The organism is Beutenbergia cavernae DSM 12333 (genome assembly GCF_000023105.1).
Classification (GTDB): domain Bacteria; phylum Actinomycetota; class Actinomycetes; order Actinomycetales; family Beutenbergiaceae; genus Beutenbergia; species Beutenbergia cavernae.
On sequence record NC_012669.1, the window covers coordinates 3,819,876 to 3,832,051 of the forward strand.

Here is a 12,176-nt window from a genome sequence, read left to right on the forward strand (position 1 = left end):
CCGCGTGGAGATCGCGCTCGTCGTCCTCGTGGTCGCGCTCGCCCTGGCGTTCGACTACACCAACGGCTTCCACGACGCCGCGAACGCCATCGCGACGTCCGTGTCGACCCGGGCCCTGACGCCGCGCGCGGCTCTCATCATGGCCGCGGCGATGAACTTCATCGGGGCGCTCCTCGGCACCGAGGTCGCGGAGACCATCGCCACGCAGATCGTCGCGTTCGACCTCAGCGACTCGGAGCACGCCCACGTGGCGCTCGTCGCGATCCTCGCGGCCCTCATCGGCGCGATCGTGTGGAACCTCATCACCTGGTGGCGCGGCCTGCCGTCGTCGTCGACGCACGCCCTCATCGGCGGCCTGGTGGGTGCGGGGATCGCCGGGAGCTTCATGGTGAAGTGGGACGCCGTCGTCGACAAGGTCGTCCTGCCGATGATCTTCTCCCCGCTCGTCGGCTTCTCGCTCGCGTTCCTGCTCATGGTCGGCGTGCTGTGGCTCTTCCGGAACTCCGCGCCGGCGAAGACGTTCCGGCGCTTCCGTGCGGCGCAGACTGTCTCCGCCGCCGCGATGGCCCTCGGGCACGGGCTGCAGGACGCGCAGAAGACGATGGGCGTGATCTTCCTCGCGCTGCTCACGGCGGGCTGGGCGGAGCGCGAGGACGGCATCCCCCTGTGGGTGAAGCTGGCGGCCGCGGCGGCGATCAGTGCCGGCACGTACTCGGGCGGCTGGCGCATCATGCGCACGCTCGGTCGGCGCATCATCGAGCTCGACCCGGCCCGCGGGTTCGTGGCCGAGTCCGTGGCCGCGGGCGTGCTCTACACGACGGCGTTCTGGCTGCACGCGCCGATCTCGACGACGCACACGATCACCTCGGCGATCATGGGCGTCGGGGCCACGAAGCGGGTCTCCGCGGTGCGCTGGGGCGTGGCCGGCAACATCGCGACGGCGTGGGTCCTCACCATCCCGGCCGCCGCCGCCGTCGCCGCGCTCACGTACTTCCTGCTGAGCCTGGTGCTCCTCTGAACGCCGCCTGACACCCGGGCGAACGCTCGGCGATGGGGAGAACTCCCCTGCCGCGAAGCCGTTCTGGGGGTGAGCACCCGGCCCTTCCTCCGCTACGTTTCTCTCGGCACAGCGCGTGCCGCCCCACGAACTCGAGGAGCTCCATGAACACCCGACGACTCGGCCGCCTGGTCGGAGCCACCGTCGCCGCCGCTGGAACGATCGCTGCGATGTCCGCGTGCGGGATGCTCGGAGGCTCCGTGCCCACCGCAGAGGTCGGCGACTGCACGAACGCCGACGACCTCAACACCCAGTTCACGGAGTTCCCGACGGTCGACTGCTCCGAGGAGCACGACGCGGAGGTCTTCTACAAGTTCGAGATGCCCGACGGCGACTTCCCCGGTGACGACGCCATCTCGACCGAGGCCGAGGCGCAGTGCACCGGCGACGCGTTCACCGACTACGTCGGCGTCGCGTACGCCGACTCCGAGATCTACGCGAACTTCGTGCCGCCGAACGAGGACACCTGGAACGACAACAACGACCGCGAGGTCATCTGCATCCTCGTGCTCGACGGCGAGACGACGACCGGCTCGCTCGAGGGCGCGAACCGCTGAGCGGCTGACGCACCACGTACGACGGCGGGGTCCCCACCCAGGTGGGGACCCCGCCGTCGTACTCTCACGGGCCGCGAGCGCCCGGGCGCTCAGCCGAAGCGGCCGGAGATGTAGTCCTCCGTGGCCTTCTGGCTGGGTGAGGAGAACATCGTGGCGGTGTCGTCCATCTCGACGAGATGGCCCGGGCGGCCGGCGCCGTCGATCGTGAAGAAGCCGGTCCGGTCGGAGACCCGCGCCGCCTGCTGCATGTTGTGCGTCACGATGACGATCGTGTAGCTCTTCTTGAGCTCGGCCATGAGGTCCTCGATGGCGAGCGTGGAGATCGGGTCGAGCGCCGAGCACGGCTCGTCCATGAGGAGGACCTGCGGCTCGACGGCGATCGCGCGCGCGATGCACAGCCGCTGCTGCTGGCCGCCGGACAGCGACGAGCCCGGCTTGTCGAGACGGTCCTTGACCTCGTTCCACAGGTTCGCGCCGCGCAGCGACCGCTCCACGAGCTCGGCGGCGTCCGGCTTCGACAGGCGGCGGTTGTTCAGCCGCACGCCGGCCAGCACGTTCTCCGAGATCGACATCGTGGGGAACGGGTTCGGGCGCTGGAACACCATGCCGACCTGCCGGCGCACCTCCACGGGGTCGACGCCCGGGCCGTACAGGTCGAGCCCGTCCATCACGGCCTTGCCCTCCACGCGGGCGCCGGGGATCACCTCGTGCATGCGGTTGAGCGTCCGCAGGAACGTCGACTTGCCGCAGCCGGACGGCCCGATGAGCGCCGTCACGGTGCGCGGCTCGATGGCCATCGTGACGCCCTCGACGGCGCGGAAGTCGCCGTAGTAGACGTTGAGGTCACTGACGTCGATGCGCTTGGACATACGGGTTCCTTCTTCTTCAGCGCGACGCCGTCGAGAACCGACGGCTGATGAGGCGGGCGATCAGGTTGAGGGCCATGACGATGAGGATGAGCGTGAGGGCGGCTGCCCAGGCGCGGTCGATCCCCGTCCCGCCCTGCTGGTACTGGCGGTAGGCGAACACGGGCAGGGTGGCCATCCGGCCCTCGAACAGGTTCGTGTTGACCATCGTGACCAGACCGACGGTGAGCAGCAGGGGCGCCGTCTCGCCGATGATGCGGGCGATCGAGAGCATGACGCCGGTGACGATGCCGGGCAGCGACGTCCGGAGCACGACCTTGACGATCGTGCGCCACTTCGGCACGCCGAGCGCGTAGGAGGCCTCCCGCAGCTCGTTCGGGACGAGGCGCAGCATCTCCTCCGTCGAGCGGACGACGACGGGGATCATGAGGACGGCGAGGGCGGCGGCACCCATGATGCCCGCCCGGTAGGCCGGGCCGAGCAGCAGGGTGAACAGCGCGAACGCGAACAGGCCGGCCACGATCGACGGGATGCCCGTCATGACGTCGACGAAGAACGTCAGCGCCCGGGCCAGGGGGCCGCGCCCGTACTCGACGAGGTAGACGGCTGCGAGGAGCCCGATCGGCACGGAGATGATGGTGGCCGCCAGCGTGATGAGCAGCGTGCCGATGATCGCGTGCCTCGCACCGCCCGACGTCATGTCGCCGAACACGCCGGTCATGTCCGTCGTCAGGAACTCCCAGCTGAACGACCGCAGCCCGTTCGAGACGGCGGTCCACAGCAGGGAGACGAGCGGGACGAGAGCGATGAGGAACGCGAGCGTGACGAAGATGGTCATCGCGTGGTTCGTGAGGCGGCGGCGCAGGCTCAGTCGTCCGACGCCAGGGGCCGGAGCGTTGCCGCGGGGCTGCGAGGCGCCCCGCGCGGGCGCGGTCGTCTGCGTGGCCATCAGTTCGCTCCCGAGAACTCGGCCCGGCGCGCGATGATCCAGCGCGCGAGCATGTTGACCCCCAGCGTGATGACGAACAGGCCGAGCCCCGTCGCGATCAGCACGTTCGTCGCGAGGCCGTGCGCCTCCGGGAACTGCGCGGCGATGTTGGCGGCGATGCTCTGGTGCTGGCCCGGCTGGAGCAGGTAGAAGGAGAACAGGTACCCGGGCGACAGGACCATCAGCACGGCCATCGTCTCGCCCAGGGCGCGCCCCAGGCCGAGCATCGAGGCGCTGATGACGCCGGACCGGCCGAACGGCAGCACGGCCATCCGGATCATCTCCCAGCGCGTGGACCCGAGCGCCAGGGCCGCCTCCGTGTGCAGCGGCGGCGTCTGGAGGAAGACCTCGCGCGAGACGGCCGTGATGATCGGCAGGATCATCACGGCGAGCACCACCGACGCCGACGCGATGTTCCGCGCCGGGGCCGTGTAGCCCTCGAAGAGCGGGATGAACCCGAGCGTGTCCGTGAGCCACCGGAACACCGGGTCGAGCACCGGGAGCAGCCAGAACGTGCCCCAGAGGCCGAAGATGACGCTGGGGATCGCCGCGAGCAGGTCGATGAGGTAGCCCATCCCCTGCGCGAGGCGGCGCGGGGCGTACTGCGTGATGAACAGCGCGATCCCGACGCTGAGCGGCACCGCGATGATCAGGGCGAGCACGCTCGAGAGGACCGTCCCGAAGACGAGCGGCCCGAGGTACCCGAGCAGCGAGGAGCCGCGGAAGAAGGAGACGCCCTCGAGGTCGGCCTGGGACGCGGAGATCGCCGGCCACGCCTGGACGAGCAGGAAGGCCGCCACCGCGGCCAGCGTCACGAGGATGAGCACGCCGGCGCCCGTGGACAGGCCGGCGAACACGCGGTTGCCGACGCGCCCGGGATGGCGGCCCGGACGCGGCTCGCTGGGCGGCGCCGTCTCGGGCGGGGAGGTCACAGCCACTGCCGGCTCCGTTCGCTGCGGTGGTTCTCGGTGGACACCCCTCCGCGCGGGCCCGGCCGGAGCCGGACCCGCGCGGAGGATGGAGCGTGGGTGGTGATCAAGCGGTCCCGATCTCGGCGATCGCCGCCTCGACCCGCGTGCGCAGGTCGTCCGAGATGGGCGCGGAGCCGGCGACGTCCGGCTGCGCCGAGCGCTCCTGACCCTCCGGGCTCGCGATGTAGGAGAGCAGCGCGGCCACGTTCGCGGCGTCCTCCTCGTTGTCGTACGTCGAGCACGCGATCGAGTACGAGATGAGCACGAGCGGGTAGGCGCCCGCGGCGGTCGTCGTGCGGTCGAGCTCGACGGTCAGCCGCAGGTCGGTCGCGTCCTCGGTGGCCGGGGAGGCGTCGACGACGGCGGCAGCTGCCTCGGCGGAGTACGGCACGTACTCCTCGCCGACCTGGAGGGCGACGGTGCCGAGGTCACCGGCGCGCGAGGCGTCGGCGTACCCGATCGTGCCCTCGGCCGAGTTCACCGTGTCGATGAGGCCGGACGTGCCGTTGCCGGACTGCCCGCCCTCGACCGGCCACGCGTCGCTCGGCTCGTGCGGCCACGCGCCCTCGCTGGCGGCGGCGAGGTACTCGGTGAAGTTCTCCGTCGTCCCGGAGCCGTCCGACCGGTTGACCGGGATGATGGCGAGGGCGGGGAGCGTCGCGTCGGGGTTCGCCTCGGCGATCGCCGGGTCGTCCCATGAGGTGATGTCACCGTTGAAGATCTGCGCGATCGTCGCGGCGTCGAGCTGGAGGTTCTCCACGCCGAGGTCCGGGAGGTTGTAGACGACGGCGATCGGCGAGATGTAGAGCGGGAGCTCGAGCGCCTCGCCGCCGAAGCAGCGCTCGGTCGCGGCGGCCAGCTCGTCGGGGTCGAGGGCCGCGTCGGAGCCGGCGAACTGCACGCCGCCCGAGAGGAACTGCTCGCGGCCGCCGCTGGAGCCGACCGCGTCGTAGCTGAACTGGACGTTCGGGGCGAGGTCGCCGAACCCGGCCTGCCATCCGGCCATCGCCGCCTCCTGCGAGGAGGCCCCCGCGCCGGCGAGCACACCGCTCAGGTCGGCGGCGTTGCTGCCGCCGTCCGTCGTCTCCTCGCCGTCGGTGCCGTTCTCCGACCCGTCGGCGTTGCCGCCGCAAGCGGCGAGGAGCAGGGCGGCACCCGCCGCGACTGCGGCCAGGGCGGCGCCGCGCGAGCGCCGCGTCGAGACAAGCTTCACAGTGGTTCCCTCTCGTCTGCGTGCGCGGGCTGGTGCCCGCGACGCTGCTGACGCTAGGTCGGCCGGGTGACGCAGACCTCGGACGAGGGTGAACGCACGGTGAACGACGGTCGACGGCTTGCGACCGGGCGTGCGGCGCACCTCACGCCCGTGGGACGCGCCTGGTTCGATCCCGCGTCGACGCCGGGCGCCGGGCCCTGTCGGCCGGGCGCGCTGGTCCGGGCTGTGCGGCTCAGGGGCGGTGCCGCTCGACGGCGATCACGCGCGTCTTGCGGCGCTGGCGCGGCCACAGGTGCACGACGAGGATCTCGCCGGGCTTGAGGTACGGGTCCGCCGACGGGAGCACCTTGCGCACGCGGCTCGGCGACCTCGCCTCGAGCACCTCGACGAGGGTCGGCAGCACGGGCCGGTGCGTGCACAGCGCGATCACACCGTCCGCCGACGGCGCGAGCCCGCCCGGGTTCCCCTCGCCGGCGGGAGACGCCGCCCGTGCCGCGGCGGCCCGCACGAGCTGAGTCACCACACCCCGCACGCCCGACCGCGAGCGCTTGTGCGCCGCCTCGGTGAGCTCGTCGCGGGTCTCGACGGCGAGCCGTGCCGACGACGCGTACGGCTCGAGCGTCGCCGTGCAGCGCCGCCACGGGCTGCTGACGAGACGCCGGACGCCGAACGCCGCCAGCAGCGGGGCGAGGGCAGCGGCCTGCGTCGCACCGGCGCGCGTGAGTGGCCGCGTGTTCTCCCCGCGGTTCCAGGCGGCGCGCTTGCGAGCGCGGGCGTGGCGGACGACGACGAGCGTGCGCGTCGTGAGCGCACCCTCGTCCCAGAGGTCGACGAGGGCGTCGAGCGGCGCACGGTCGTCCGCGCGGGTGAGCATCTTGCGGGCCGTGCGCACGTCGACCCACCTGGCCTCGTCGATCTCCGTCGGGTGGCACGGCGTGACGGCGGGACGGGCGCGCAGGGAGGGGTCGCCGTCGTCGGCCGCCTGCGCCGCCCAGTAGTGGCACGCCTTGAGGCGGCCGTCGGCCACGCGATAGCGCACCTGCGGCAGCGGCACCCCCAGCACCACCTGGAGGCCGGTCTCCTCCGCGACTTCGCGCACCGCGCACGCCGGGAGCGTCTCACCGGGGTCGAGCTTCCCCTTCGGCCAGGACCAGTCGTCGTAGCGGGGGCGATGGACGAGCAGCACCTGCAGGGTGCGGCGCGAGCGACGCCAGACGAGCGCCCCGGCGGCGTGCACCGTCGGGCGGGAGCGGGACACCGGGCGCTGTCCTCAGCGCGCCGGGGTGCGCCGCCGTTGGCGGGCCATGAGGATGTCTTGCAGGTCCTGCAACGGCTCGCCGTCAGCCGAGCGCGCGTGCCGCTCCCACACCTGCCTGCCCCCCTCGTCGGTCAGGTGCCACGACGTCGTCCCGGGATCCATCGACAGGTCGAGCAGCTCGGACATCTCCGCGAGGTGGTCGGGGTCCGTGAGCCGCACCAGGACCTCGACGCGCCGGTCGAGGTTGCGGTGCATGAGGTCGGCGCTGCCGATGTACACCTCGGGGTCGCCGCCTCCGGCGAACGAGAACAGCCGGGCGTGCTCGAGGAACCGGCCGAGGATCGACCTGACCCGGATGTTCTCGCTGAGGCCCGGGACGCCCGCGCGCAGCGCACAGATGCCGCGCACCACGAGGTCCACCGGCACGCCTGCCTGGGAGGCGCGGTACAGCGCGTCGATGATCGCCTCGTCGACGATCGAGTTGACCTTGAACCGGATGCCCGCGGGCAGGCCGGCGCGGTGGTTGGCGACCTCCCGCTCGATCCGCTCGACCAGGCCGATCCGGATGGACCTCGGCGCCACGAGCAACCGGTGGAACCGGCTCTTCGGCGCGTACCCGGACAGCTGGTTGAACAGCCGGGTCAGGTCCTGGCCCACCTCGCCGTCGCACGTCAGCAGGCCGAGGTCCTCGTACAGCCTGGCCGTCTTCGGGTTGTAGTTCCCGGTGCCGACGTGGCAGTAGCGACGCAGACCGTCGGGCTCCTGCCGGACGACGAGCGCCAGCTTGCAGTGCGTCTTGAGACCGACGATCCCGTACACGACGTGCACGCCCGCCTGCTCGAGCTTGCGCGCCCACGAGATGTTCGCCTGCTCGTCGAAGCGCGCCTTGATCTCCACGATCGCCAGCACCTGCTTGCCGGCCTCGGCGGCATCGATCAGGGAGTCGACGATGGGCGAGTCGCCGGACGTCCGGTACAGCGTCTGCTTGATGGCGAGCACCGCCGGGTCGGCGGCGGCCTGCGCGAGGAACTGCTGCACGCTCGTCGAGAACGAGTCGTACGGGTGGTGCACCAGCACGTCCTTCTCGCGGATCGCCGCGAAGAAGTCCGTGGGGGTGGCGCTCTCCACCTCCGCGAGCGCCCGCGGCGTGCCGCCGACGAACCGCGGGTAGGACAGCTCCGAGCGCTCCAGGTCGGCGATGACGTCGAGCCCCGTGAGGTCGAGCGGCGCCGGCAGCTCGTACACCTCGGCCTCGGTGATCCCGAGCTCGCGGATGAGCAGCTCGCGCACGGTCGGCGTGATGTCGCGAGCCACCTCGAGCCGCACCGCGGGACCGAAGCGCCGCCGCAGGAGCTCCTTCTCGAGCGCCTGCAGGAGGTTCTCGGCGTCGTCCTCCTCGACCTCCAGGTCCTCGTTCCGCGTCACGCGGAACGTGTGCTGCTCCACGACGTCCATGCCGGGGAACAGGTAGTCGAGGTGCACGGCGATGACGTCCTCGAGCGGCACGAACGACGTCGGCCCCTCGTCGTCGCGGCGGTCGTCCGGCCGGTGCGGGCGCCCCGACGCGTCGACGGCGATGAACCGGGGCAGCAGCGGCGGCACCTTGACCCGGGCGAAGTGCTCCTTGCCCGTCGCCGGGTTGCGGACGACGACGGCGAGGTTGAGCGACAAGCCGGAGATGTACGGGAACGGGTGTGCCGGGTCGACGGCGAGCGGCGTCAGCACCGGGAAGATCTGCTTGCGGAAGAACTTGTGCAGGCGGTCCTGCTCGGCGGCGTCCAGCGCGTCCCAGTGGACGAGCGTGATGCCCTCGAGCGCGAGCGCCGGCTGCACCTTGTCCGCGAACACGGCGGCGTGCCGCTGCGTCAGGTCGTGCGCCCGGATCGAGATCGCCTCCAGCACCTGGCGCGGGCTGAGCCCGGAGGCGGCAGTGACGGCGAGGCCCGTCGCGATGCGACGCTGCAGCCCGGCGACCCGCACCATGAAGAACTCGTCGAGGTTCGACGCGAAGATCGAGCAGAAGCGCACGCGCTCCAGCAGCGGGAGCTGCTCGTCCTCGGCGAGCTCGAGCACCCGCTCGTTGAACGCGAGCCAGCTCAGCTCCCGGTCCGCGAAGCGGCCGTCGGGCAGCTCGGCGCCCACCGGTTCGGGAAGGTCGGGGGCGTCGCTCAGGTCGACGGGGGCTTCCGAGAGGCCGGACTCGGTCATGCGCCCATGGTGACACCCTCGGGGGCCGAAGGACACCGGGTCGTGGGGTCGTCTCGGACTCGCGACGCTACGGGATCCCGTACTGGGCGTGGACCGCCACCGGCGTGAAACCGGAGTGCTCGTACAGCGCCCGCGCGCGAGCGTTCTCGCCCTCGACGTACAGCTCGACCCGGTCGACACCCCGGGCCCGCAGCACGTCGAGCGCCCGGTCCGTCAGCGCCCGTCCCAGGCCGCGGCCCTGGGCGCCGGGGTCGACGCCGAGCACGTAGATCTCCCCGGTCGCCGCGTCCGGCACCTTCAGCCACATGGACGCGAGCAGGGCGCCGTCGCCGTCGTCGTGCACCAGCCACAGCAGGCTCGGGTCGAACCACGTCTCGCCCTCGCGGACGCGCAGGTCCTCCAGCGTCATCGCACCCTGTTCCGGGTGGGACGCGAACGCGCGGGCGTTGAGCGCGAGCCACGCGTGCTCCTCCGCCTCGGTGCCCCCGAACGTCCGCAGCCGCTCGCCGCCGGGCAGCGGGGTCGCGAGCAGCGCCGCCTCGTCACCGCCCGCGCCGGCCGGCGCGAGGTCCCGGCCGAGGTGCCACAGCTCCCGGACCCGCCGCAGGCCGATCGCCTCGGCCAGCTGCGCCGCGCCCGGGAGGTCGCCGTGCGCCCAGAACGCGAGGGTGGGCTCGACGGCGAGCGCCGCCTCGGCGAGCCGGTGGCCCACGCCCTCGCCGCGATGCGCCGCGTCCACGAGCATCTCGACGGACGACCCGAGCACCGACGCGTACCCGACCACGGCGCCGGCCGGATCGGTGACCACGAGGTGGTGCGCGCGGAGACCGGGATGCTCCAGGGCCAGGCGGTGCTGCTCGGAGAGCGCCTCGACGCCGTCGGCGGTCCGGACCCGGTCCGCCAGCGCGAGCACGTTCGACGCCAACGCTGTCCCGACGATCTCGTCGTCGTAGGCCTGCATCGCCCTCCCCCTCACTCCAGCGTCCCGGCCCGACTGCGCCGCGCGGCGACCGCGAGCTCGTCGGCGGTGCGGGCCAGTGCGTCCGCGCGTCGGGTCAGCCGCTCCGCCGAGCTGCCGTGCGGCACGTCCTCCGTGTCGGCGTCGAGCGCCGTCCCGACGGCGGCGACCCGGTAGAACGCCGCCGCCCGGTCCAGCGCCACGTCGAGGTCCGACGTGAACACGCCGGTGAGCACGGCGTCGGCCAGCTCGGCCACCTCACGCGGACCCGGCGGGCTCACGACACCCGCGACGGCGTCGGCCACCTCCGCCCGTTGCGCACCGAGCCGGTACCGGTTCGCCGCCTGGGACGGGTCGCGGCGGATCCACTCCCGCAGGGCGTAGAGCCGCCACAGGGCGCCGGGCAGCGAGTCCGCCGGAGCCTCCGCCCACAGCGCCGCCACGGTCTCCAGTCCCTCCGACTCGACCAGCGTGACGAGCCGGGACACGACGTCGTCGTCGCCCGCACGCCCCCGGCCGCGCTGCACGAGCGCCGCCGCCGTCGCATGCGCCGCCTCCGACCGCACGGCAGGGTCCACGTCGCCCACGAGCTGGTCGGCCTGGTACGGCTCCAGCCTCGCCGGCCGCCGCGGTGTCCGTCGATGCGTCACGGATCCATCCTCCCACTGCCCCCCATCCGGACGCCGATCGGCTCCGAACCACCTGCGACAGCACAGCTGCGACAGCGCGGCCCATCTCGGCCGCACGAAAGGACGTTCTCATGCGTTCCACCACGATCCCACGCGCGACACTCGCGTTCGGCGCCGCGCTCGCGCTCGGCGTCGGGCTCGCCGCGTGCAGCCCCGACGACGCCCAGGACCCGGAGGAGACGGGCGATCCTTCGCCGTCGGAGTCCATGGATCACGAGGACATGACGGACGACGCGGGGGCGCTCGAGCCGTCGGGCACCGGTGACCCGTTCGCCGACGCCCGGACAGCCGCCGCGCACATGCCCGAGACGGCGGCCACGCTCGCCGACGGGTTCGTCGCCGCGCTCGACATCCCCGGCGACGCGACGTCGCCCGCCGCGGACCTCCGCGCCGGCATGACGCACCTCCTCCAGGAGCACGTCTACCTGGCGGGCATCGGCGTCGCGACGGCGTACGTCGCCGGGCCCGACTCGCCGCAGTTCGAGGCGGCGAGCGCCGCGATCGACACCAACTCGGTCGACCTGGCGGACGCCGTGACGGAGCTCGCGGGCGCCGAGGCCGGCGAGACGTTCCTCATGTCCTGGCGCGCCCACATCGGTGACTTCGTGGACTACGCCGTCGCCGTGCAGGCGGGCGACCAGGCCGCGGCGGACGAGGCTGTCGCGAACCTGACGGCCTACACCGAGACCGCCGGCGCGTTCTTCGAGGAGGTCTCCGGCGGCGAGCTGCCGGCCGCCGACGTCACGGCCGCGCTGCAGCATCACGTCATGACGCTCGCCGCCGCCGTCGACGCTCTCGCCGCCGGCAGCCCGGACGCGTTCGACCTGCTGCGCGAGGCGGCGACCCACATGCCGGCGGACGCGGCGGTCCTGGCCACGGGCCTCGCCACCGCCGTCGGTCTCGAGGGCGACCCGAACGACGAGGCGTCCTCCCTGAGGTCCGACCTCACGGCCATGCTCGGTGAGCACGTGTACGCCGCAGGCGTCGCCGTCTTCGCCGCGTACACGAACGAGGGCGGCACCGAGTCGGAGCCGTTCACTGCCGCAGCGGCCACGCTCGACGCGAACTCGGTCGCACTGTCCGAGGCGATCGGCTCGCTCGCGGGCGAGGAGAACGGCACCGCGTTCCTCGAGCTGTGGCGCGAGCACATCGGGTTCTTCGTGGACTACGCCAACGCCCTGGCCACGGGTGACGAGGCCGCCGCGACCGACGCGCTCGCCGCCCTGGACGGGTACCGCGGTGGCGCCGGCGCGTTCTTCTCGGAGATCTCCGGCGGCGAGCTGCCGGCGGACGCGATCGCCGACGGGCTCGCGATGCACGTCGAGACGCTCGCCGGGACGATCGACTCGCTCGCGGCTCAGCTCGTCACCGAGTGAGAACGGCCCGCACGTGCTGCGCCTCGCTCGGCCTC

The 12,176-nt window shown here is 72.7% G+C and carries 11 protein-coding genes; 3 read left to right on the forward strand and 8 right to left on the reverse strand.

Translation table 11 applies throughout. The features are described from left to right. The first annotated feature begins 4 nt into the window (after positions 1-4). Together BCAV_RS17220 and BCAV_RS17225 are read left to right on the forward strand one after the other, a co-directional pair. Positions 5-1,018 (forward strand): inorganic phosphate transporter, encoded by a 1,014-nt coding sequence (locus tag BCAV_RS17220; protein ID WP_015883900.1) that lies wholly within the window; start codon positions 5-7, stop codon positions 1,016-1,018. A 143-nt stretch (positions 1,019-1,161) separates the two neighbouring features. Beyond that, positions 1,162-1,614 carry a septum formation family protein gene (locus BCAV_RS17225; protein ID WP_015883901.1) on the forward strand — a complete coding sequence of 151 codons (453 nt, stop codon included), beginning with the start codon at positions 1,162-1,164 and terminating at the stop codon, positions 1,612-1,614. 89 nt (positions 1,615-1,703) lie between these two features. Here the strand turns inward: BCAV_RS17225 and pstB are convergent, their stop codons facing one another. The 8 genes from pstB to BCAV_RS17265 all read right to left on the reverse strand — a co-directional run bounded on the left by pstB (position 1,704) and on the right by BCAV_RS17265 (position 10,726). After that, complete coding sequence (pstB, locus tag BCAV_RS17230) at positions 1,704-2,483, reverse strand: phosphate ABC transporter ATP-binding protein PstB (protein ID WP_015883902.1); 780 nt, start codon at positions 2,481-2,483, stop codon at positions 1,704-1,706. 16 nt (positions 2,484-2,499) lie between these two features. Continuing rightward, positions 2,500-3,429, reverse strand: a complete 930-nt coding sequence (gene pstA, locus BCAV_RS17235) for a phosphate ABC transporter permease PstA (RefSeq protein ID WP_015883903.1) — start codon at positions 3,427-3,429, stop codon at positions 2,500-2,502. Continuing rightward, positions 3,429-4,406: a phosphate ABC transporter permease subunit PstC gene (gene pstC / locus BCAV_RS17240; protein ID WP_015883904.1), complete on the reverse strand. Its 978-nt coding sequence runs from the start codon at positions 4,404-4,406 to the stop codon at positions 3,429-3,431. Before pstC ends, pstA begins: the two co-directional genes overlap by 1 nt. Before the next feature lie 97 nt (positions 4,407-4,503). After that, positions 4,504-5,652 (reverse strand): phosphate ABC transporter substrate-binding protein PstS, encoded by a 1,149-nt coding sequence (locus BCAV_RS17245; protein ID WP_015883905.1) that lies wholly within the window; start codon positions 5,650-5,652, stop codon positions 4,504-4,506. Positions 5,653-5,884: 232 nt separating this feature from the next. Further along, positions 5,885-6,910, reverse strand: coding sequence for an NUDIX hydrolase (locus BCAV_RS17250; RefSeq protein WP_015883906.1), 1,026 nt, complete (start codon positions 6,908-6,910; stop codon positions 5,885-5,887). A 12-nt stretch (positions 6,911-6,922) separates the two neighbouring features. Next, positions 6,923-9,118: an RNA degradosome polyphosphate kinase gene (locus BCAV_RS17255; protein WP_015883907.1), complete on the reverse strand. Its 2,196-nt coding sequence runs from the start codon at positions 9,116-9,118 to the stop codon at positions 6,923-6,925. 67 nt (positions 9,119-9,185) lie between these two features. Beyond that, entirely contained in the window at positions 9,186-10,079 is an 894-nt protein-coding gene (gene mshD, locus BCAV_RS17260) for a mycothiol synthase (protein WP_015883908.1), read from the reverse strand. Positions 10,080-10,090: 11 nt separating this feature from the next. Continuing rightward, entirely contained in the window at positions 10,091-10,726 is a 636-nt protein-coding gene (locus tag BCAV_RS17265; protein ID WP_015883909.1) for a hypothetical protein, read from the reverse strand. A 110-nt stretch (positions 10,727-10,836) separates the two neighbouring features. On the opposite strand from BCAV_RS17265, the gene BCAV_RS23455 reads away from it, so the two are divergent. Then, positions 10,837-12,141, forward strand: a complete 1,305-nt coding sequence (locus BCAV_RS23455) for a hypothetical protein (RefSeq protein ID WP_015883910.1) — start codon at positions 10,837-10,839, stop codon at positions 12,139-12,141. Positions 12,142-12,176: the final 35 nt, after the last annotated feature.